At 67.8% G+C, this 20,533-nt stretch carries 21 protein-coding genes; 5 read left to right on the top strand and 16 right to left on the bottom strand.

What is annotated here, in order from left to right; all coding sequences use genetic code 11:
- The first annotated feature begins 811 nt into the window (after positions 1 to 811).
- Together typA and FV242_RS00915 are read left to right on the top strand one after the other, a co-directional pair.
- Complete coding sequence (gene typA, locus FV242_RS00920) at positions 812 to 2,638, top strand: translational GTPase TypA (protein WP_147937600.1); 1,827 nt, start codon at positions 812 to 814, stop codon at positions 2,636 to 2,638.
- A gap of 126 nt (positions 2,639 to 2,764) precedes the next feature.
- The gene (locus tag FV242_RS00915) at positions 2,765 to 3,004 is read left to right on the top strand and encodes an RAG2 PHD domain containing protein (RefSeq protein WP_246692553.1); all 240 of its coding nucleotides are present in this window, start codon (positions 2,765 to 2,767) and stop codon (positions 3,002 to 3,004) included.
- A 232-nt stretch (positions 3,005 to 3,236) separates the two neighbouring features.
- On the opposite strand, the gene FV242_RS34270 is transcribed toward FV242_RS00915, so the two are convergent.
- From FV242_RS34270 to cysK, 5 genes are all read right to left on the bottom strand, one after another.
- Positions 3,237 to 3,389 (bottom strand): hypothetical protein, encoded by a 153-nt coding sequence (locus FV242_RS34270; protein ID WP_187278300.1) that lies wholly within the window; start codon positions 3,387 to 3,389, stop codon positions 3,237 to 3,239.
- Positions 3,386 to 3,700: a hypothetical protein gene (locus tag FV242_RS00910; protein WP_147937599.1), complete on the bottom strand. Its 315-nt coding sequence runs from the start codon at positions 3,698 to 3,700 to the stop codon at positions 3,386 to 3,388. The genes FV242_RS34270 and FV242_RS00910 overlap by 4 nt, the downstream gene beginning before the upstream one ends.
- Positions 3,700 to 4,026: a hypothetical protein gene (locus FV242_RS00905; protein WP_147906796.1), complete on the bottom strand. Its 327-nt coding sequence runs from the start codon at positions 4,024 to 4,026 to the stop codon at positions 3,700 to 3,702. The genes FV242_RS00910 and FV242_RS00905 overlap by 1 nt, the downstream gene beginning before the upstream one ends.
- 106 nt (positions 4,027 to 4,132) lie before the next feature.
- Positions 4,133 to 4,630 carry a hypothetical protein gene (locus FV242_RS00900; protein ID WP_147937598.1) on the bottom strand — a complete coding sequence of 166 codons (498 nt, stop codon included), beginning with the start codon at positions 4,628 to 4,630 and terminating at the stop codon, positions 4,133 to 4,135.
- Positions 4,631 to 5,054: 424 nt separating this feature from the next.
- On the bottom strand, positions 5,055 to 6,029 hold the full coding sequence (gene cysK, locus FV242_RS00895) for a cysteine synthase A (protein ID WP_147937597.1): 975 nt from the start codon (positions 6,027 to 6,029) through the stop codon (positions 5,055 to 5,057).
- Positions 6,030 to 6,329: 300 nt separating this feature from the next.
- Between cysK and FV242_RS00890 the strand changes: the two genes are divergently transcribed.
- Positions 6,330 to 7,250, top strand: a complete 921-nt coding sequence (locus tag FV242_RS00890) for a TAXI family TRAP transporter solute-binding subunit (protein ID WP_246691972.1) — start codon at positions 6,330 to 6,332, stop codon at positions 7,248 to 7,250.
- A 10-nt stretch (positions 7,251 to 7,260) separates the two neighbouring features.
- Here the strand turns inward: FV242_RS00890 and FV242_RS00885 are convergent, their stop codons facing one another.
- Entirely contained in the window at positions 7,261 to 7,788 is a 528-nt protein-coding gene (locus tag FV242_RS00885) for a GcrA family cell cycle regulator (protein WP_147937596.1), read from the bottom strand.
- A 444-nt stretch (positions 7,789 to 8,232) separates the two neighbouring features.
- Here FV242_RS00885 and FV242_RS00880 point away from each other — a divergent pair, with 444 nt between their 5' ends.
- Positions 8,233 to 9,420: a patatin-like phospholipase family protein gene (locus FV242_RS00880; RefSeq protein WP_147937595.1), complete on the top strand. Its 1,188-nt coding sequence runs from the start codon at positions 8,233 to 8,235 to the stop codon at positions 9,418 to 9,420.
- A gap of 56 nt (positions 9,421 to 9,476) precedes the next feature.
- On the opposite strand, the gene FV242_RS00875 is transcribed toward FV242_RS00880, so the two are convergent.
- The 3 genes from FV242_RS00875 to FV242_RS00865 form a co-directional block, all read right to left on the bottom strand.
- Positions 9,477 to 9,605, bottom strand: coding sequence for a hypothetical protein (locus FV242_RS00875; protein ID WP_007561257.1), 129 nt, complete (start codon positions 9,603 to 9,605; stop codon positions 9,477 to 9,479).
- 84 nt (positions 9,606 to 9,689) lie between these two features.
- Complete coding sequence (pyk, locus tag FV242_RS00870; protein ID WP_147937646.1) at positions 9,690 to 11,102, bottom strand: pyruvate kinase; 1,413 nt, start codon at positions 11,100 to 11,102, stop codon at positions 9,690 to 9,692.
- Positions 11,103 to 11,240: 138 nt separating this feature from the next.
- Positions 11,241 to 11,738 carry an SRPBCC family protein gene (locus FV242_RS00865; RefSeq protein ID WP_246692552.1) on the bottom strand — a complete coding sequence of 166 codons (498 nt, stop codon included), beginning with the start codon at positions 11,736 to 11,738 and terminating at the stop codon, positions 11,241 to 11,243.
- A gap of 307 nt (positions 11,739 to 12,045) precedes the next feature.
- Here FV242_RS00865 and FV242_RS00860 point away from each other — a divergent pair, with 307 nt between their 5' ends.
- Positions 12,046 to 13,227, top strand: coding sequence for a lytic murein transglycosylase (locus FV242_RS00860; protein WP_147937644.1), 1,182 nt, complete (start codon positions 12,046 to 12,048; stop codon positions 13,225 to 13,227).
- 25 nt (positions 13,228 to 13,252) lie between these two features.
- On the opposite strand, the gene FV242_RS00855 is transcribed toward FV242_RS00860, so the two are convergent.
- From FV242_RS00855 to FV242_RS00825, 7 genes are all read right to left on the bottom strand, one after another.
- A complete protein-coding gene (locus FV242_RS00855; RefSeq protein WP_147937594.1) occupies positions 13,253 to 14,041 on the bottom strand; it encodes an aldolase in 789 nt (262 codons plus the stop codon).
- 107 nt (positions 14,042 to 14,148) lie between these two features.
- Positions 14,149 to 15,165, bottom strand: a complete 1,017-nt coding sequence (locus FV242_RS00850) for a biotin-dependent carboxyltransferase family protein (protein ID WP_147937593.1) — start codon at positions 15,163 to 15,165, stop codon at positions 14,149 to 14,151.
- Positions 15,162 to 15,899, bottom strand: coding sequence for an allophanate hydrolase subunit 1 (locus tag FV242_RS00845; RefSeq protein WP_147937592.1), 738 nt, complete (start codon positions 15,897 to 15,899; stop codon positions 15,162 to 15,164). Before FV242_RS00845 ends, FV242_RS00850 begins: the two co-directional genes overlap by 4 nt.
- Entirely contained in the window at positions 15,896 to 16,657 is a 762-nt protein-coding gene (locus FV242_RS00840) for a LamB/YcsF family protein (protein ID WP_147937591.1), read from the bottom strand. Before FV242_RS00840 ends, FV242_RS00845 begins: the two co-directional genes overlap by 4 nt.
- A 233-nt stretch (positions 16,658 to 16,890) precedes the next feature.
- Positions 16,891 to 17,292: a DCC1-like thiol-disulfide oxidoreductase family protein gene (locus FV242_RS00835; protein ID WP_147937590.1), complete on the bottom strand. Its 402-nt coding sequence runs from the start codon at positions 17,290 to 17,292 to the stop codon at positions 16,891 to 16,893.
- The gene (locus tag FV242_RS00830) at positions 17,289 to 18,971 is read right to left on the bottom strand and encodes a hypothetical protein (RefSeq protein ID WP_147937589.1); all 1,683 of its coding nucleotides are present in this window, start codon (positions 18,969 to 18,971) and stop codon (positions 17,289 to 17,291) included. The genes FV242_RS00835 and FV242_RS00830 overlap by 4 nt, the downstream gene beginning before the upstream one ends.
- A 443-nt stretch (positions 18,972 to 19,414) precedes the next feature.
- Positions 19,415 to 20,053 (bottom strand): glycosyltransferase family 25 protein, encoded by a 639-nt coding sequence (locus FV242_RS00825; protein WP_246691970.1) that lies wholly within the window; start codon positions 20,051 to 20,053, stop codon positions 19,415 to 19,417.
- Positions 20,054 to 20,533: the final 480 nt, after the last annotated feature.

Below are 20,533 nucleotides of genomic sequence, written 5' to 3'. Positions count from 1 at the left end.
CCTGGCGAAATCGATGCGAGCCGGGTGTGCGCGCACGCACAGATCTGAGCGAAAACTCCATCGAACGACGCGGTTCCATCCCTCGGGCTCGACGCCGCGCGCGATCGTCAGCGCGGCGGCACGATGACGTCACTGCCCTGAGGCCGGACGGCAGCGTCATCGCGGCGTCATATAGGGCATGCCGGCCACCCGGCGGCACCCTTCGATCACGGAACGGCTACCAGCGAAGACTGCGCGTCCGTACGGCGCTGCGGATCGGAGCGATCGCTTCAGGTCGCCTTGAACGCACCAGCTCCGGCCGGCGCATCTCGGCCGCACCACCGGAGGCGCGCGACACGATCGACGCGGCGCCGAATCGAGGCGCGCGGCCGACGCGTCCATGCCGCTGCCGATCGCCGTCTCGCGTGCCGTTCTTCTATGCCTGGTCATCGGATCCGCCCGTTTGGGCCCATGTCCCGCTGCCGGTCTCGGACGGGGAGGGGCGGCGAATCGCCACCGCCAGCCGGCCCGCGCGGACGACGGTCGATCGCCAATGGAACGACGCCCGACAATCACCGTAGCCGGCGTCCGCGAAGATACACGTGTGCGAGCGCGCGAATTTCGATTTCTTCCGCCAGTGAATTCTCTGTCGCGACCTGTGGTTTATTGGGGTATGGGCGTTCCGTAATACACCGGCATGCGTGCGGCGGCCTTGCCGCGGAGCGCGCGGGCTTATATTGCGACGCAACCATCACGACTCCGTACCTCACCCGGCGCGGACGGCCGCGCCGCGCGGCCGCCAGGGAGCCGGCACAACCCGTTTCGGGCCACCATGAATCTGCGCAACATCGCCATCATTGCCCACGTCGACCACGGCAAGACGACGCTCGTCGACAAGCTGCTGGCCCAGTCCGGCACCTTCCGCGAGAATCAGCGGGTCGAGGAGCGGGCGATGGACTCCAACGACTTGGAGAAGGAGCGTGGCATCACGATCCTGGCCAAGGCGACCTCGGTCGTGTGGGAGGACACCCGCGTCAACATCGTCGACACCCCCGGCCACGCCGATTTCGGCGGTGAGGTCGAGCGCATCCTGTCGATGGTCGATGGCGTGATCGTGCTGGTGGATGCCGCCGAGGGGCCGATGCCCCAGACCAAGTTCGTGGTCGGCAAGGCCCTCAAGATCGGTCTCCGCCCGATCGTGGCGATCAACAAGGTCGATCGTCCGGATGCGCGCATCAACGAGGTGGTGAACGAGGTGTTCGACCTGTTCGCGGCGCTCGACGCCACCGACGAGCAGCTCGATTTCCCGATCTTGTACGGGTCAGGCCGCAACGGCTGGATGGCCGACACCCCCGAGGCGGATCCGTCGGTGGGCCTCAAGCCGCTGTTCGAACTCGTGCTCAAGCACGTGCCGCCGGCCAAGGTCGAGGAAGGTCCGTTCCGGATGCTCGGCACCCTGCTGGAGGCCAACCCGTTCCTCGGTCGCATCATCACCGGCCGCATCGCCTCCGGTACCGTCAAGCCGAACCAGCAGATCAAGGTATTGTCGCGGGACGGCAAGGTGGTTGAGACCGGCCGCGTCTCCAAGATCCTGGCCTTCCGGGGCCTGGAGCGTGCGCCGATCGATATCGGCGAGGCGGGCGACATCGTCTCGATCGCCGGCCTGATCAAGGGTACGGTGGCCGACACGTTCTGCGATCCCCAGGTGGACACCCCGATCCAGGCCCAGCCGATCGATCCGCCGACCGTGACCATGTCGTTCATCGTCAACGATTCGCCGCTCGCCGGCACCGAGGGTGACAAGGTCACCAGCCGCATGATCCGCGATCGCCTGTTCAAGGAGGGCGAGGGTAACGTCACGCTCAAGATCGAGGAAGCGTCCGACAAGGACTCGTTCTACGTGTCCGGCCGTGGTGAGCTTCAGCTCGCCATCTTGATCGAGACCATGCGGCGCGAGGGCTTCGAGATCGCTGTCTCCCGTCCCCGCGTCGTCTACGAGAAGGACGAGAGCGGCGAGCTCCTCGAGCCGATCGAGGAGGTCGTAATCGACGTCGACGAGGAGCATTCCGGCGTCGTCGTCCAGAAGATGTCGGAGCGGAAGGCCGAGATGCTGGAGATGCGCCCTTCGGGCGGCGATCGCCTGCGCCTCGTGTTCCACGCCCCGACCCGCGGCCTGATCGGCTACCAGGGTGAGTTGCTTACCGACACCCGCGGCACGGCGATCATGAACCGCCTGTTCAAGGCCTACGAGCCTTTCAAAGGCGAGATCGCGGGCCGGCGCAACGGCGTGCTGATCTCCAACGACAAGGGCGAGGCCGTGGCCTACGCCATGTGGAACCTCGAGGATCGCGGCCCGATGATGATCGAGCCCGGCTGGAAGGTTTATCAGGGCATGATCATCGGCGAGCATAACCGCGAGAACGATCTCGAGGTGAACGTGCTCAAGGGCAAGAAGCTCACCAACATTCGCACTACCTCGAAGGACGAGGCCGTTCGCCTGACGCCGCCGATCCGCATGACCCTCGAGCGTTCGCTCGCCTGGATCCAGGACGACGAACTGGTCGAGGTGACGCCGAAGTCGATCCGGTTGCGCAAGACGGTGCTGGACCCGAACGACCGCAAGCGCGTCGAGCGGTCGTCTAAGGACACTGCCGCCTGAGCTGAATGCGCGGCAACCGGGCACTCAGCTCCGGTTGCCGACGGGACTATAGGCTGGTCCCTTGTTGACCCACAGGACAACGTTGCCAGGGCAGATTGCCTTGGCGGCCCGTCCCGGGTGGGCCGCGTGAACCCAGTGATCTCGATGCCCATCGACCCGCATTCCAGCCAGCAGGCTCGCCCGGCTGCACCTTTTCGGGTCGGTCAGGACGGAGACGGCCGCCGGATCGCCGTTGAGACCGGCGGCAGGGCAGGGGGATTGTTCCGGAACCAGCGGGACGCCATCCACTACGCCTGTGCCGTAACTGGCTGCCGCCCGGACGAGGTCGCGCTGGCCGTCGAGCCGCTCAACTTCCGCGTGTCGTAAAAACCAAGGACGCCCTGGTTTCGGGCCGTTGGGCGAGGGCCCGCTTCGCTGTGTCCGCGCGGGCAACGGCGTTTTTCGCCAGATCCCAAAACGTTCGCCGTCGGACTGCCATTCTGCTTCGTGTGATGTCAGGCCGTCGCACTTTGGCGCCAAAAAGGCCGTGAACGCGTAGCCGCAGCCTGCCGCTGACGACGAGGCACAACCCCATCGCCATCGTTTCTTGAACGGGCTCTCAACTGCTGCCCGGGTCGGTTTCGTTGTTTTGGCTGTCTCCGCCTTGGGGGCCCATCCCAGGTTTACCGTCGGTCTTCTCGTTTGGGTCCTTTACCGCGTCGGGGGCGACGTTGGCCGGCTTCTTCGGCTTCGGATCTTCGCGCTCGCTCACGGTTTATGCTCCTGCTCGACGCGGTAATGGCCGTCGGCGACTTTCTCATCGGCCGCTGGGCCGCGGGACGCCTTCTGGTCCGAATGACCGCCCGAGGAACCGCCGACCGCTGGTGGTGCCCGTCCGGCCTCGCCGGATTGGCCCCAACCTTCCTTGGGCTCGGCCTTCGGCGCGCCGGCTCCCCCCATATCGGTGATCGCCGCCTGTTCGGAGGTCTGATGACCGCCACCCGCAGGGTGTTCACCCGGCGTGCCCACCGTGTCGTCGGGCTTGCGGGTGACCGTGCCGGAATCGCTGGTGAGCCGGGCCATCAGCGCTTCCCGTCGTCTTGGCCGACCGCCGCGGTTGCACGATCGATGGCCTCGTTCATGTTCGCGCCCTTGCCGAAATCGCCCTGAAGCTTCTTCAGGTTCTCCGGGGGTGTCTCGGCCTCGGTTGCGTCCGTGGCATCCGATCCGGGCGTTCCGGACGCGATTCGGGCCGCCTCTGCGTCGCCGGCCGGATTGCGCTTCAGGTCGGCCTGGGTGTTGGCCGGCAATCCCACGTCGAGGGGCGAGTCCTGGCCGAGATCCTGGCCGTTGCGGTCGGCATTGGCGTCGAAGTCCTTCAACGACGGCCGTTTCGTCTGATCTGCCATGGCTGCTGCCTCTCGTTCGTCGCGCTGTGGCGGGACAACGGGGGCGGGTGGTCAGGGTTGCGTCGGGCCAGCCGGTCCAGCTCGGGTTGATCGTGCGACTGAGGACTCAAGGGCCCACGATCTTCGGCACGACGTTCTGCGTCAGCGCCAACACCGCATCCTCGGCGTGTCCGGGACTGTCCGCCCGGGCCTGGATCGTCAGCAGGTCGCCGTCACGCAGGATCACTGCGGTCGATCCCCCGCCATTCCCCAGCGCATAGACGGTGATCCACCCGACCGCCGGACTGACCGGCACGGCTGAGAGGCGGCAATCGGGGTTCTGCTTGATGCAGAGCGATTCGAGTTTCGCCAGTGATGTCTCGCCGGTCCGTACGCGCTTCTCGGTCCCGTCGGTCAGGCGTCCGAGTTGAACCTCGACGTTCGGCGATCCCTTGCACGGGGAGCAGGTCAGGTTGAGGTCCAACGGAGTCGCCTGGACGGTTGCCATGCTGCCGATCGCGACGCGGACCGGGTCCAAGAGGCCCGTGAGGTCGTGGCTGACGAAGCCTTGCGCCCGCGCGGCCGGGGCAACGAGGCAGCCGAGAAGTATGAGGAGGTAACGCATAGGGGCCAATCCATCCGGTCACGGGTTCGCCGGCGTCGGGCGGTATCCCTGAGATCAGATGACCGATGCGCAAAGGATTTCCAAGGTACTCCTGGGAATGCGTTGTCCTGCGACGCGTAGATAGCGAGTGACGCCAGAAGGCAATGTTGCTTATTTGTTAAGTAACTAAAATTACTGCAACATTGAACGCCGCATAACAGCATTAGCAAGCCGATTATTAGCTCGCATTTACAATGACTAAGTCATCTTTATTGTAAAAATTTTCGAAAGATTGCGCCAAGTGCCGCGAAGCAGTTTCGTTGCCCGGCTTTGTGACCGTCCACTTCCGGAGCGAATCGAATTTCGCATTGAAAGATCACAGTTAAAGCCGCGCCGGCTGCTTGAGAGCCGGCGCGGCTTGAAACGGTATCTGCGTCGGATCGGGCTAGCCGATTCCGTCGAACAGAGCTGACGAGATGTAGCGCTCGGCGAACGAGCAGGCGATCGTGACGATTCGCTTGCCCTGGAACCCCGGCCGCTTGGCCAGCTCAAGCGCTGCGGCGACGTTGCCGCCGGTGGAGATGCCGCCCGGGATACCCTCGAGGCGGGCCAGCGCCCGTGAGGTCTCGAAGGCGGTGTCGTTGGAGACCTTGAGGACGCCGTCGAGGATGTCCGTGTGCAGGTTACCGGGGATGAAGCCCGCGCCGATGCCCTGGATCTTGTGCGGACCGGGCTGGCCTCCGGAGATGACCGGCGAATCCACCGGCTCGACGGCGAAGACTTGCAGCCCCGGCAGGCGCGGCTTCAAGACCTCGCCGACACCGGTCACCGTCCCGCCCGTGCCGACGCCGGCCACGAACGCGTCGAGCTTGCCGCCCGTGTCGGTCCAGATCTCCTCGGCGGTGGTCTTCCGATGGATCTCGGGGTTGGCCGGGTTCGAGAATTGCTGCGGCATCACCGAGCCGGGGATCTCCTTCAGCAGTTCCTCCGCCTTGGCGATAGCGCCCTTCATGCCCTGTGCACCCGGGGTCAGCGCCAGTTCGGCGCCGAGAAACGCCAGCATCTTGCGCCGCTCGATGGACATCGTCTCGGGCATCACCAGGATCAGCCGGTAGCCGCGGGCCGCGGCCACGAAGGCCAACGCGATTCCGGTATTGCCGGATGTCGGCTCGACCAGCGTACCGCCCGGCTGCAGCTTGCCCGAGGCTTCGAGGGCGTCGATCATGTTGACGCCGATCCGATCCTTCACGCTGGAGATCGGGTTGAAGAACTCGAGCTTCAGCAGGATCTCGGCATCGACGCCGTGCTCCTTGGGCAGGCGGTTGAGGCGCACCAACGGAGTGTTGCCGATGGTCTCTGTGATCGAGCCGTAGACACGGCCGTGGCCGACCTTCGCCGGCGCGTTGAGGGAATCGGCCATCGCGGAACTCCTGCAGGTGACGGGTCGAACAGATGTCGGGTCCGCGCGGTCCGGGCCAAGGGGGGCCGCGGCAGGCCGGCAGACGGGAGGCTGCGATATCGCGTCGCCGAACCCGGTGCAATTAGGCTAAGTGGCCTGTACGAAAGTTCTTTTTGCCAATTCCGTGGATTGAAGGCGAATATGGGAGACCGTCGCTGACGCGCAGGGCTTTTGTGGAATATTGTTCTCCCGAAGCGATCGCGGTAAGCCGTCCGATAGAGGTGTCACATGGAACGCGATGGTGCCGCAGCGACTCGCCGCGTGGCTCTCACGGCGGCTCTCGGCCTTCTGGTTGCCCGAACCGCGCGGGCCGCCGAGACGGCGCACGTCGTGCTCGCCACCGCGACGGCCGGCGGCGGCTTCCCGGCTTTCGGGGACGCCTTCGCGATGGCGATCAAGGCGGCGGATCCCGATCTGACTATCGAGACGCGCGCGAGCGGCGGATCGGCGGAGAATGTCGCGCTCCTGCGGGCCGGCCGGGTCGATCTGGCGCTGATCCAGGGGGAATACGCCTATCCCGCACTGGCCGAGCCCGGCGGCCTCACGGTCCTGGCTCCGATGTATCCCACGCCGGGCTTGTTCGCCGTCCCGGCAGCGAGCCCGATCCACTCCGTCGAGGATCTGCGCGGGCGGACGGTGGTGCTGGGCACGCACAAGTCCGGATTGACCGTCATGGGCGGCAGTGTCCTCGAAGCGTCGGGCCTCGACCCGGCGCACGACATCCGCCCGATCCTGCTCGACCGGGCGGGCGACGGCCCGCCCATGGTTCAGGATGGCCGTGCTGACGCGCTCTGGGGCGGCGGTCTCGGATGGCCCGGTTTCATCGCGATGGCGAATGCGCCGGGCGGCGCACGCTTCTTCGGCCCATCCGAAGCCGGCATCGCGCGCCTCGCACGACCCGGCGCGGCTCTCAAGCGCCTGACCGTGCCGGCCGGCAGCTTCGCCGGGCAGCCCGTCGCAATCGAGACGGTGGGCTCCTGGAGCCTCGTCCTGGTGCGACCGGGCTTCGATCCGGAGACGGCTTTCCGAATCGTCCGCGCGCTGGCCCGGGCCGACATGGCTGCGCGGCATCCGCAAGGTGCGGACACCCATCCCAAAAATCTCGCCGGGGTCGTGCCGGCATCCCAGCTCAACCCCGGCACCCTGCGCTATCTCGGCGAGACCGGCGTTTCGGTTCGCTGACGCCCGGTCTCTACCGGAACGAGGCGACGCGGCGGTCGCGCTTGCGCTCTGCAGCGGGCTGGTAGGCAATTTCGGCGTGGTGGGTGCAGTACGGCAATCCTGTGATCGAGCGCGCGCCGCAGAACCGGAACTCCGGCGTGGTCGGATCGCCCAGTGGCCACCGGCACATGGATTCCCGCAGGTCCATGATCGTGACCCGCTTCGACACTGCCAGGGCCACCGGCTCGGAGGCGGGGGCCGGCGTCGGGAAGACCGGTGCCGGCCGATGCGCCAGGATCGCCACCGGCTCAGGAGCCTGCGTCTCGACCACCGCGATGGCGGTCTCGATCTCGACGGCCTTGGGGGTTGGCGTTGAAGCGGGAGCCTCTTCGGCGCCCCGGGCGCGACCGCCCAGGCCGAGGCGATGCACTTTGCCGATCACCGCGTTGCGGGTGACGCCGCCGAGCTGCGCCGCAATCTTGCTCGCGCTTTGCCCGTCTTCCCACAGCCGGCGCAGGAGCGCCACGCGATCATCTGTCCAGCTCAGGCCCGCTTCCATAGTCCCCCTCCGCCCCCTGCGGCCCGCGCGCTCAGCCGAGGTGACGCAAGGCGTTCCGGGCCGATCAAGACCCTCGCAGCTCATCAAGAGCCGTGCGAACCGCACCCGTGCGCGTCACCCATGCGCGTCGGCTGCCGCACCACGTGCGACACCCTGTCTCGTCAGGCCACGACCGGACCCTAGCGCGGCGCTCGCGCCGCTTGCAAGGGCGGCTCATTGCCCGAGTCGCCCCCTGTCCACCGGCAATGCCCGGTCGGCCTTGGAAGGTGGTTACCTGTCGCCGGAGGGCGTCGTGAGCCCGACGTGACGTGTCGCCGGCGTCACAGCCCGACGTAATCGCATCACAATCGTACCGAATGCTAAGCTTGACCGGAACGAGGTCACGGCCGAGCTGCTTCCTTGTGGCAGAAGGGGCGAGCGTTGCTGTTTTCCGAGGTGAGGACGATGGGTTACCGTCAGGGGGGTCTGCGCGCGTTACTCGCGCTCGGGCTGGCCGGCCAGGTCGCGGCCTGCGGCAGCGTCCCACGCACGGCCTACACCGCCGAGCAGGCGGCGCTCGCCAGCGTGCCCGGCATACCGGGCGCACGCGTCTACGCCGACGCATCGGTCGATACGATCGCGGAACTCGCCGGCAATCCGCTGCGCCGTTCAGCGGGCTTCAACTACCTGGCGCTGTCGGGCGGCGGTGGCGACGGCGCCTACGGGGCCGGCGTCCTGAACGGTTGGACGGCATCGGGCACGCGCCCGGAATTCACTCTGGTCTCCGGCGTGTCGACCGGGGCGTTGATCGCCCCCTTCGCGTTCCTGGGACCGGCCTACGACGCGTACCTCACCGAGTTCTACACCAGCGGCGTCGCCGGCGAACTCGTGACGTCGCCCAGCATCTCTAACATCCTGTTCGGCTCCGGCCTGTTCGGCGACGGGCGCCTGCGCAACCTGATCGCCCGCTACGTCACCCCTGAACTGCTCACCGCCATCGCCGAGGAGCACGCCAAGGGCCGCCGCCTGATGGTGGTGACGACCAACCTCGATTCGCAGCGCTCGGTGATCTGGAACATGGGCGCCATCGCGTCGAGCGGTGCGCCGAACGCCCTGGATCTATTCCGCGACGTGCTGGCTGCATCCGCCAGCGTCCCGGCGGTGTTCCCGCCGCAGATGATCGACGTAACCGCGGCCGATGCCCGGTTCCAAGAGATGCATGTCGACGGGTCCGTGGTCACCCCGGTCTTCACGCTGCCGCAGACGCTGCTGCTGCGCGACGGGAAGATCCGCACCGGTGGCAAGGCCAACATCTACGTGGTGATCAACGGCCGGCTGGAGCCCGACTTCGAGGTGACGAAAAACAACACCCTGTCCATCGTCGAGCGTTCGTTCACGACGGCGAGCCGCGCCCGCTCCCGCGCAACCTTGACCGCGACCTACGCGCTGGCCCGCAGCAACGGGATGAGCTTCAACCTCACATACATCGACGAGGACGGCCCGAAGGCCTCGGCCGCGAAGGGCTTCGACACCGCCTACATGCGGGCGCTCTATCAGGAGGGTCTCGGGAAGGGCCGCACCGGCACCTTCTGGCAACACACCGTCCCGGCCTCGCCGACGCTCAAGCAGACCGCGGCGGCGGTCGCGAACTGACGGTCGCAAACAGCGACGCCGCGCATCCGACCGGGCGCGCGGCGCTGCGACTGTGGTTACTTGCCCAGGATCTTGGTGACTAGGCGGCCGATCGGCGTCGCGGTGCTGGCGTTCCGGTCATCGCGGTCGATGGGGCGATTCTCGTTGCCGAGAAGCTTGGTGACGATGCGTCCGATCAGGCTCATGGATCTCTCCCGGCGTTCGCGCCAAAACGGCGCAGCTTGCCCATTAACGGGTGATGCGTGCGGGGCGTTCCCGGCGGAACGCCGTCAGACCTGCATCAGCCGGATGTTGTTGGTGTTCCCCACGGTGTGGAACGGGATTCCGGCCGTCACGACGATGATGTCGTTCGGCTTGGCGAAGCCCTCCGCCCGCGCGTACTGGCCGGCCTTGGCGGTCATCTCCTCGTAGGAATCGACGTCGTCGGTGTGGACGCTATGCGCGCCCCAGAGCAGGCACAGACGCCGCGAGGTGGCGAGACTCGGGGTCAGCGCCAGGATCGACGATGCGGGGCGCTTGCGCGCGACCCTGGCGGCCGTCGTCCCGCTCGTGGTGTAGGTTACGATCGCGGCGGCGCGCACCGCCTCGGCCAAGTCCGCTGTGGCGGTGGCCACCGCGTGGGGTGGGGTCTCCTCCTCACTGGGCTCGGAGGCCGCCACGATCGAGTGGTAGAGCTTGTGCCCCTCCACGCTGCGGATGATCCGATCCATCATCGACACGGCTTCGACCGGGTACTTCCCGGTGGCCGATTCCGCCGACAGCATCACCGCGTCGGCACCGTCGTAGATCGCCGTCGCGACATCCGATGCCTCGGCCCGGGTCGGGGCCGGGGCCTGGACCATCGAGTCGAGCATCTGGGTCGCCACGATCACGGGCTTCACGGCGAGCCGACAGGCGCGGATCAGCTCCTTCTGCCGCCCGGGCACGTCCTCGTGCGGAATCTCGACGCCGAGATCGCCCCGGGCGACCATCACGGCATCCGAGAGTCGGATGATGTCGTCGATCCGCTCCAGCGCCTGCGGTTTCTCGATCTTCGACATGATGCCGGCGCGATCACCGATGATGCCGCGCGCCTCGATCAGGTCTGATGGTTTCTGGACGAAGGACAGCGCGACCCAGTCGACGCCGAGGTCGAGCCCGAAGGCGAGGTCCCCACGGTCCTTCTCGGTGAGGGGCGACAGGTCCAGGAGCGTACCCGGCAGGTTGACGCCCTTGCGGTTCGAGATGACGCCGCCCGTGATCACCTCGGCGGTGATCGCGTCCCGCTCCGGCCCGAGGACGCGGACCCGCACCCGCCCGTCGTCGATCAGGAGTTCCTGTCCGGGCACCACCGCGGTGAAAATTTCCGGGTGGTGGAGCGGGATCGCCTGCTTGTCGCCGTCGGCTCCTTCGAGGACGAAGCGGATCGTCTCCCCGGCGACCAGATCCTGGCGTCCGCCCTGCAGCGTGCCGATGCGGATCTTCGGTCCCTGCAGATCCTGCAGGATGCCGATCGGGCGACCGACCTCCCGCTCGAGGGCGCGGATCGCCGCGTGGACCTTGGCGTGGTCCTCCTGCACGCCGTGGCTGAAGTTGAGCCGGAAGGTGTCGACGCCGGCGAGGAACAGGTCGCGCAACCGGTTTGGTGCCGAGCTGGCCGGGCCGACCGTAGCGACGATCTTGGCGTGGCGGTGACGGCGCATGCGGGCCTCTGCCATGAAGACGATCTCCGGGAATCGGCCGGGCGATCGGGCCCGCCGACGGCCCCCACATTGGTAAGAATGGGCGCGGAGGCGAGCTTTTTCTGGCGGTCCGGAGACATTCGCCGTTCGGACCGCGCCCTATTTGGCGATCTCCCGGGCGATGCCGGCGAGCCCATCGTCGTAGATTCCGGTGATGTCCTTGAGGGCGCCGGCGTCGCTCATGCCCTCGGCGTCGAAGGTCGCGGTCCAGACCACCGTGGAGCCCGTGCCGTTCGGGCGGACCGCCAGGGTAGCGTTGTAGGCACGCACCGGCAGCGGGCCCTGGATGAAGCTGTAGCTGTAGCTCATGGCCGCCTCGTCGCGGGCGGTCTCGACCTCGACGATCGTGCCCAGGCCGCCCTTCGCCACCAGACCGCGGATCTGTGCGCGGATGCCGTCGTCGTCGTCCTCGCGCGAGAGGATGCAGCGCTCGACCTGCGGGTGCCACAGCCCGATCGCGCAGAAATCGCCGATCAACGCCCAGATTGCGGCGGGCGGTGCCGGGATGTCGCGGCTGCGGGTGACCTCGAGGGCGCAGGCCGGGCCGGCCGCCAGCAGGCCTGCGGCGCAGATCACCCACAGGGCGGGTCGTTTCACGATGGGGCCTCCGCAGAACGTCGTCGATGGAAAGTAGGGCGCCTGCCGAGCGAAGCCCATCGGGCTACCGGGGCCGACGATGCCTGGATACCAATGGGTCAGGCCGGTAAGACGACGCTGCCGATCGGTCGCCACGACGGTGCGCTTCGATGGGTACCCCTTGACAGGCTTTGAGTCGGAGACGCCGATGGACGATCGCCCCTGGCCGGCCTTCATCGCAGAGCGTGGCTGGCGGGCCCTGTCGCGCCGCTGGCGATTCGCTTGTGCGCTCGGAATCGCGGCTCTTGCCTCCGCGCCGGGGCTGGCCATGGCCGCGCCCGGGGATAGCCCGCCAGCCGTGTCTTTCGAATCCTGCCGCGGCGATTTGATGGCCTGGGCGACAACGCACGACGTCCCACATTCCGTCGCGCAGGCGCAGTTGGGTGACTTGCAGCCGGACGCGGAGGTGCTGGCGGCGACGCAGAATCAGGGAGAGTTCATCCGGCCGATCTGGGACTACATCGAGGCCAGCGTGACGCCGGCGCGGATCGAGACCGGTCAGCGCAAGCTGGCGGAGCTGGCGACACCGCTGGCGGCCATCGAGGCGCAGTACGGCGTCGACCGCTACACGCTGGTGGCCTTCTGGGGCGTCGAGTCGAGCTACGGTGCCGTGCTCGACAATAGCGCCGTGGTGCGGCCCGTGGTGCGCGCGCTCGCGACGCTGAGCTGCGGGGATCCCAGCCGGTCGTCCTACTGGCGCGACGAGTTGACCGCCGCGCTGCAGATCATCGCCCGTGGAGAGGCGCCCCTCGACCGCATGCCGGGCGGCCTGACCGGGTCCTGGGCCGGCGCGATGGGCCATACCCAGTTCATGCCCAGCGTCTACCAGCGCTACGCGGTGGATTTCGATGGGGATGGGAAGCGGGACATCTGGACGTCGGCCCCGGACGCACTCGCCTCCACGGCGAATTATCTGCGCGATCACGGCTGGCGGTCCGGCGAAGGCTGGGGCTACGAAGTGGTGCTGCCGGACGGGTTCGAAGCTGCGCTGGCCGACGAGACCACGCCGCGCAGCCTCGCGGCGTGGCGGGACCTCGGCGTGAGACTCACCCGGGATCGCCCCATCCCGGACGAGGCCGCGACGGCGACCCTGATCCTGCCTGCGGGAATTCGCGGGCCCGCCTTCCTGCTCCGGCCGAATTTTTCCGCGATCCTGCGCTACAACACGGCTCTGGCGTATGCCTTGACCGTGGCGCTGCTCTCGGACCGCCTGCGCGGCGATCCGGGTCTGTCGCGCGACTGGCCCCGGGGTGACCGGCCGCTCACCGGGGACGAGCGCCGCGACCTTCAGACCCGGCTGAGCGAGCGCGGCTACGCCACCGGCGGCGTCGATGGGAAGATCGGCCCGAAGACTCGGGCGGCCCTGCGCGCCTATCAGGGTTCGCAGGGGCTGCCGGCGGATGGCTACGCCGACGCGGCGCTGTTGGACCGCATCCGCGCGGCGCCATGAGAGGCGCCTCAGGCCAGATGGGCGCTCAGGCCAGGAAGGTCGGCTCGTCCCGGGCCAGGACCCGCTTGACGCTTTCGAGGTGCAGGCGCGCGCTCTCGGCGCGGCCGGCGGCTTCCTGAGCGGCCACGCGCTTCACGATCTCCTCGGGGACGGTTTTGATTGTGCGGCCCGTGCTCATGGCGAGCACCTGTGCCTGGGCGGCGCGCTCCAGGTAGTAGAGGTCGTCCCAAGCTTCCGCGATGGTCTCGCCCAGCACCATGACGCCGTGGTTCTTCAGGAACACCACGTCGGCCTCGCCGGCACTCCGGGCGATCCGTTCGCCCTCGCTCGCGTCGAGCGCCAGCCCGTTGTAATCCTCATCCACGGCGATACGGCCGTAGAATCGCAGGGCGGTCTGCCCGGCCCAGAGCAGCGGCTGCCCCTCCAGCATGGCCAGCGCCGTCGCGTAGGGCATGTGGGTGTGGAAGGCGGCCCGGGCGTTCGGCTTCAGCCGGTGCAACTCGGCATGGATGTGGAAGGCCGTCGCCTCGGGCTGGCCGTCGCCCTCGACCACGTTGCCGTGGAAATCGCACAGCAGCAGGCTCGACGCCGTCACCTCGGCGAAAGCCAGGCCGTAGGGGTTGACTAGGAACAGGTCCGGACGCTCCGGCAGCACAGCCGAGAAGTGGTTGCAGATCCCCTCTTCGAGGCCGTTGCGCGCGGCCCAGCGCAGGCAGGCCGCCAGATCGATGCGGGCGCGGCGGACGCTGTCCGCGTTCAGGGGCTCGTTGGCGCGCACGGGGGGCGTTCCAGAGGCTGTGACGGCGTGCGCCATGCGGGAAGGCTCTCTCTATCTCGGTTCGGATCCGGGCCGCCGGAATCAGGCAGACCGGTATGATACGCGGTCGCGCGGCCCTGCGGACCATTGTTGCGTGGAGACCATCAGGCGTGCCCGTCGGTGACGCCGCCGACGAGGTTGAGCCCGAGCAGGAAATCGGAGGCGAAATCCGTGCGCACCACCGGATCACGCCCCACCGGCTCCCGCAACGCTTCGCGTTCGGCCCGGCGGGCCGCCACCGCCTCGGCCACGGTGACGCTGCGGAACGACAGCGTGGTCCCGCCCTGCGCCTGGGCGAGGCGCCCGAGATCCGGCCCGATCACGGTGGCGATCTTCGGATAGCCGCCGGTCGATTGCCGGTCCGCCATCAGGATGATCGGCAGGCCGTTGCCGGGCACCTGGATCGCCCCCATCGCCACCCCGTCCGAGACGATGTCGTAGCCCTTGGCGTGCTTGAGCGGCGTTCCGTCGAGGAAGCAGGCCATGCGGTCGCCGCGCGGCGAGACGATCCAGGGGCCGGCCAGGAAGGCATCGATCTGGTCGGGGGCGAAATAGTCGTCCTGCGGGCCGAGCACGACCCGGATTTCCTTCGGATCGCGGTCGAGCCAGGGCGCGATCAGCCGGTGCGCCGAGGCCTCGCCGGGCCGGGCCTCGGCCACGGGAAGGCGGTCGCCTGCGGCCAGTCCGCGACCGTCCAGGCCGCCGAGGCCGGAGCGGGTGTGGGTCGCGGTCGATCCGAGCACCGGCGCCACGTCGAGGCGCCCCTGCACGGCGAGGTAGCCCCAGGCGCCGGACGAGCCGGCGCGCACCGTCAGCGTCCGGCCCGGCTCCAGGGTCAGCGCGACCGCGTCGGGAAGGGGAACTCCGTCGAGGGTGATCCGGAAACTCCGGGAGGCCATGGCGATGCCGAGCGGCCCGCCGTCGGTCGTGACGGTGAGGCCGCCGGTGGAGACCTCGATGGCGGTGGCGTCCAGGGGATTGCCCGCCGCGCGGTTGGCGGTGGCGTGCATCAGCGGGTCCATCGGGCCCGCGGCCGTGATGCCGTAGCGCAGGTAGCCGTGCCGGCCGCCATCCTGCAGCGTCACGCCGGGCCCGGCGGCCTCGATGACGAGGGCGGTCATCGATCAGCCTCCCCACGGCGGGCGACCGGCTCGCCCGCCGCCTCCCGGGCGGTCAGGGCATCGAAGGTCGCGACGTCCACGGCCTCGAACCGGATCAGGTCGCCGGCACCGACGAAGAAGCTCTCGCTGCGCTCCGGGGCGTAGAGCCGGGCCGGAGTGGCGCCGATCACGTACCAGCCCGTGGGCATCGGCACGGTGGCCACCGCGGCCAGGCCGCCGCCGATCACCACGGCGTTTTTCGGATGCGGGGGCCGCGGGCTCGCGCGCCTGGGTACCGCGAGGGTCTTGGGCAGGCCGCCGAGATAGGCGAAGCCCGGTGCGAACCCGTACATGTAGACCCGGTAGGTGGCTCCGGCATGGGTCGCCACCACTGCGTCGGCGGAGAGCCCGGTTCGTTCGGCGACCTGCGCGATGTCCTCACCGTGGGGAGCGTCGTAGCAGCAGGGCAGCGTCCAGAGGGTCGGCGTGCCGGCACGGGCGACGGCGCCGGCGACCAGCGCCCGCACTCGCTCCGCCAGCGTCTCACGGTCGAGCACCAGCGGATCGTAGTGGAGCATCAGGGAGCGGTAGGTCGGCACGCGCTCGCGCAATCCCTCCGGCGGATCGGCGCCGAGGGCGTCGTCGAGCGCCAGGACCCGGTCGCTGATCGTGGGATCGACGGTGCTGCCGAACTCGACCACCAGCGCTGCCTCACCGGAATCCAGCAGCCGCGGTTCGCTCACCGCGTCGCTCATGGGCGGAACGGTGCCAGGGTCACGCCGGCACCCTCCAGGCGGGCGCGCACAGCCCGGGCCGTGGCGACCGCATGGGCGGAATCCCCGTGCACGCAGATCGAGCGGATCGGCGTCGGCAGGGACTTGCCCGAGGCGGTGAGGATCGCCCCGCCCTCGACCATGCGGAGGACCCGGTCTGCGGCCGCATCGGCCTCGGTGATCAGCGCGCCGGGCCGGTCGCGCGCGATCAGCAGGCCGGCTTCGGTGTAGCCGCGATCGGCGAAGATCTCCTGGTGGACCTCGAGCCCGCAAGCCTCGCCCGCCGCCACCTGTGCGGTGAGTGCGATGGCGAGCAGCGCCAGGTCCCGATCGACCGCCCGGACCGCTCTGGCGATCGCGTCGGCGACGGCCCGGTCTTCGGCGGCCAGGTTGGCGAGCGCGCCGTGCGCCTTCACGTAGGTGACCCGGTGGCCGGCATAGGCGGCGAGCGCCTGCGCGGCGCCGACCTGGTAGGCGACGAGCCGTTCGATCTCGGGCGGGGTGAACGGCATGCGCCGCCGTCCGAAGCCCCAGAGGTCCGGAAAGCCCGGATGGGCGCCGACCGCCACGCCGCGCGCCTTGGCCAGCGCGAAGGTGCTGGCCATGATCTCGGGATCGCCCGCGTGCAGGCCGCAGGCGACGTTGGCGGAGGTGACAATGCCGAGGATCGCCGCATCATCCCCGCAGGCGTAGGTGCCGTAGCCCTCGCCGAGATCGGAATTCAGGTCCACGCTGGCCAACGGACTCGTCCCTTCCTGCTGCGTACCGCTCCGGGCAGGCAGGCCTGGAGGGCGGCCCGCATCGCGACCGGATCACGATCCTTCCACACCGCCGACGCTCAGAAGTCGAGAGCGCCAGGCCGGCTGGAAGCGCGAGAGCACGAGCAAGGCCGATGCCGCGTGGTCATTTCCAGCGTGCCGGAAGCCTTTCACGCGCAGCACAGATCTCGGGGGCAGATCTCGGTGGCGCAGGTTCAAGGGTGCCGGCCGGATGCGGGCTGCGCGATGAGGCGTCGGCCCAGCAGAGCCAGGGTCGCGCGTCGACCGAGCTTCATCATCGGATAGAGCAGGCGCGCGCGGGACGGGCTGCGTAGCAGCCACGATAGGGCGCGGCCGATCGGGCCCCGATCCTCGCTAAGGGTCGAGAGCAGGACCAAGGCGTCCGGGCCGTAATACAGGGTCCGGCCGTGGCGGACGACCATGCCGTTGTCGAGGTCGTAACCGCGCCGGGTCAGGTCCTCGACCACCGGGCCGCCCTCCCGGGCATCGACTAGTGCCACGGTGCCGACCGACCGGCGCAGGGCCATCAGGCGCACGTAGTTGCTGCAGAACGGGCATTCGCCGTCGTAGACGACCGTGAGAGCTGCGTCGGTCATGGCTTCAGATCGATCCGATGCTCGGCTTCCGAGACCAGCCTGCGGACCGGCACGCCATCCTGCAGGCTGAGGCAGACCGATTCACGCCGATAGATGTAGGCGACGATGTCGTGCAGGCCCACGCCGTCGAAGCTCGCTCCGTGCTGGAGCGGGACGAAGAAGTGATGCGGGTAGAAAGCATGGGGGAACGACCCCAGCCTGTCGGCAATTCCAGTGACCAGTCGGTGATACCCGCGGATGTAGGCATCGACCGCGGGCCGATCGATCTCGATCTTGGCGAGGTCTTGCCCGGCGCCGTCCCGGGCGGTGAGGACCGGCACGTCGCAGGACAGCGACGCGACGACTTTCCGGTAGACCTGGGTTCCGCCATTTGGGTTGTCGAGGGCGAAGGCGGTCTCCGCATCCGGCGATCCGTAGGCCATGTGGGCGAAGGGATACGAGTAGAAGGTGAAGAAGTTCGTCGGGACGTAGTGGCGCCCGCCGTCCTTATCGACCGCCTGGAAGTACAACTTATTATTCGCTGCGGTGTCGTACCAGCCGAGCCGCGCCTGAGTCATGAAGCTGTTGTCGCTCAGGATGAACAGCACCGAGAGCACCCCGACCATCAGCGGCGGCCGCTGGTAATGCCGGCTGATCACCACGGCGCCGATCGCCAGGTTCAGCAGGATCCACGGGGCGAAATTGGCGCCCATGACGACCACGATGGACAGGTGCATCGCGTCGAAGCCGAGCAGCAGGATAACGAGCCAGCGCCGCGGCATCAGGATGCCGACCAGGGCCGCCCCTTGTCCGACCAGGATGAGCGTGTTCGTGAGGGGCCCGGCATGACTCAGGATCGCCCGCATGCCTTCCACCAGCCAGGCCCAGCTCGCGTAGAAGACGTGGTTGTTGTCGAGGCCGACGCTGAACAGTTTTCCTGGGTCGTTCGCGAGCAGCCAGGATGTCGGGCCGGCATCCAGCGTCACCTTGGCCAGGAAGGATGAGTAGTAGTTCCCGAGTTGGATGCTGATCGCGGCGGCGATGAGAACCTTCGAGAACAGCGCGCCGGCGGTGGCGATGTCGGTCCTGGCGGCAGCGGGCATGCCCGGCGATGCGCTCACGCGGGCCGTGAGGGCGATGACGCCGAGACCGGCCAGCAGGCAGAAGCTGACCTCCGCGAGGGGCACGACGTCGATGATGTGTCCGTGCCAGAGCCCCGTCACCCGGCTGACGGCGAGCTTGCTCCAAACCAGGTAGGCCGCGCCCACCACGCCGAGCGACGGCCAGCGCAGGCACAGGATCCCGCAGGCCACGGCGGCGATCCAGAGGCCCACGAGGGCGCCCAGCGTCGCCATCGCCTTGAAGCCCTGCTCGACCACCGGGAACAGCGGGTAATGCACGAGGGCGTAGGCCCCGGAGATCACGCCGATCAATTGGAGCAGCCGGACGGCGGCGGTGTCGGAGGCGGCGTAGGTCCGGCGCAGCATCGCGGCCGCCAGCAACAGCGGCAGCACGATGATGTAGTAGTTGTTCCGCTCGTCGACGATCCGCGACAGCTTGATCACCATCAGGAGCGCGGTGATCTGCGCGAGCAGGATCAGATACGGCCGGGCCTGCGCCAGCGAGAACGGTCCGGCCAGCCAGGATTCTCGGACCGTGAAGGTCTTGGTCGGATCCGAACTCGAGAGAGATCTGCCCATCGTCACGCTTCGCTGCCGGAGTGTGATGGCGGCCGCAGCGGCAGTGCGGCGACCGGGTTGCGTTCGATGGCGCGGTGATGGCCCTCGACGCTTCGGCAATCAGAGTGTCATGGTTCGGGCGCGGGCCAAGGGTAAGGTCGGCGCCGTATGCCTACGTCTTTCGTTTGTATTGCTGGCTTCGTCGCCGAGCCCCGGCACTGGAAGAGGGCGGCCACGGCATCCGCGCCGCGCGGCGGCCTGTTCTTCGCTCATCCGAATGGATCGTCGGCGCTCTGCGTCCGTCGAAAACGCTGAACGGAGTGAGCGCCGGGCAGCGCAGGTCAGATCCGGAGGCTGCACCGCAGCGAGCGACGTGCCGTGGCCGAGGATCCCGCACGCGAGGACGCGAGGTGGGCGACCGGATGCCCTGAAGACCGGTGTCGAGAACGGCGCTGCAGCCGCCTCTATTGCGGGGACATCGTGGAGTAGGGCGAGACTTCGTCGACGAACACCGTCTGGCCCGTCATGCGCGCCGTCAAAAAACGGCGCCGGGCCGCCAGCAGCGGCTGGAACAGGCGATTGCTCTTCAGGACGCCGCCGAACCGGGACCCGGATGTGAAGACCGTCGATTCGAACGGTTTTATCGAGACCGGGTTCGGCGACATCACCCGGGCCCGGGCGATAGCCTGGCGCTCGAAGAAGTATTCCCAGTTGTCGGCAGCCGCCACGACCGGCCGGTTCACCTTCAGGATGCCTTCTGCCGCCTGCCGCGTGATCACGTAGGCGGCCGTCGTTCCGAGCCCTGCCATGTTCATGGGCAGGCACAGCCGGTAGTCGCCGATCGAATCGGCGTTCACGGTGCTGAAGGCGGCGCGATGCTGCGGCCGATTGTAGAGGAGGACGACATCGCCCCGGCGCAGGGTCGCCTCGACCCGGACCAAGATGTCGTGGATGTCCGGCGGCAACACCGCGTCGTCTTCGACGATGAGGGCCCAGGGTAACCTGCGATCGATCATGGATTCGTAGGCGGCCAGGTGCGAGAGGGCGCAGCCCACCTGTCCCGGGCTCAGATCGGATCCCGGCGACGCGTCACGGCCGGCCACCGACCCGTCGATACCCAGAATTTCGAAATCCGCCCCCCAGACCGTATGGAGATGCCGGGTAATATAGGCATGTCTCTCGCGAAACCGCGGGATCGATATTGCAATGCAGCACATTGTACCAGCCTTTGATTTAGAATCATGCGCTGAATTTAACAAACTTGCAAACATATTTTGCGGCCGAATTCAGTAATCGTCGTTTAAAAGTTTCACACTGCGCTGACGTTTCCGCACGCGGACTCTGCTGGGATGAACGCCTTGTCGAATTAGCCAGAGCGGAAAAGCGGAAAAATAATTTTATAGTTAAAAGCCGGGGATCGCAAGATTTATGACACGTCATCCACGTGTATCTTCGAGAAATATTCGCGTGATCCGGAATTAGATTGCATACGAAGTGCGGACGATACGCTGCGCATCCTGCTTCCGCCTATGCGGCAGCTTCGGACTGGTAGGGGTAGGCCCCTGCTTCCAGCCGGACTGATC

The sequence above is a fragment of the Methylobacterium sp. WL64 genome, assembly GCF_008039945.1.
Taxonomy (GTDB): domain Bacteria; phylum Pseudomonadota; class Alphaproteobacteria; order Rhizobiales; family Beijerinckiaceae; genus Methylobacterium.
The sequence above is the reverse complement of the archived record's forward strand: the minus strand, read 5'-3'. Positions and strand labels throughout refer to the sequence as shown.

Bases quoted from the DNA above. Each gene is read 5' to 3' on its own strand.
- typA (WP_147937600.1), top strand. From the start codon at position 812: ATGAATCTGCGCAACATCGCCATCATTGCCCACGTCGACCACGGCAAG.
- FV242_RS00910 (WP_147937599.1), bottom strand. From the start codon at position 3,700: ATGGCCCGGCTCACCAGCGATTCCGGCACGGTCACCCGCAAGCCCGAC.
- FV242_RS00905 (WP_147906796.1), bottom strand. From the start codon at position 4,026: ATGGCAGATCAGACGAAACGGCCGTCGTTGAAGGACTTCGACGCCAAT.
- FV242_RS00900 (WP_147937598.1), bottom strand. From the start codon at position 4,630: ATGCGTTACCTCCTCATACTTCTCGGCTGCCTCGTTGCCCCGGCCGCG.
- cysK (WP_147937597.1), bottom strand. From the start codon at position 6,029: ATGGCCGATTCCCTCAACGCGCCGGCGAAGGTCGGCCACGGCCGTGTC.
- FV242_RS00885 (WP_147937596.1), bottom strand. From the start codon at position 7,788: ATGGAAGCGGGCCTGAGCTGGACAGATGATCGCGTGGCGCTCCTGCGC.
- FV242_RS00880 (WP_147937595.1), top strand. From the start codon at position 8,233: ATGGGTTACCGTCAGGGGGGTCTGCGCGCGTTACTCGCGCTCGGGCTG.
- FV242_RS00875 (WP_007561257.1), bottom strand. From the start codon at position 9,605: ATGAGCCTGATCGGACGCATCGTCACCAAGCTTCTCGGCAACGAGAAT.
- pyk (WP_147937646.1), bottom strand. From the start codon at position 11,102: ATGCGCCGTCACCGCCACGCCAAGATCGTCGCTACGGTCGGCCCGGCC.
- FV242_RS00860 (WP_147937644.1), top strand. From the start codon at position 12,046: ATGGCCGCGCCCGGGGATAGCCCGCCAGCCGTGTCTTTCGAATCCTGC.
- FV242_RS00855 (WP_147937594.1), bottom strand. From the start codon at position 14,041: ATGGCGCACGCCGTCACAGCCTCTGGAACGCCCCCCGTGCGCGCCAAC.
- FV242_RS00850 (WP_147937593.1), bottom strand. From the start codon at position 15,165: ATGACCGCCCTCGTCATCGAGGCCGCCGGGCCCGGCGTGACGCTGCAG.
- FV242_RS00845 (WP_147937592.1), bottom strand. From the start codon at position 15,899: ATGAGCGACGCGGTGAGCGAACCGCGGCTGCTGGATTCCGGTGAGGCA.
- FV242_RS00835 (WP_147937590.1), bottom strand. From the start codon at position 17,292: ATGACCGACGCAGCTCTCACGGTCGTCTACGACGGCGAATGCCCGTTC.
- FV242_RS00830 (WP_147937589.1), bottom strand. From the start codon at position 18,971: ATGGGCAGATCTCTCTCGAGTTCGGATCCGACCAAGACCTTCACGGTC.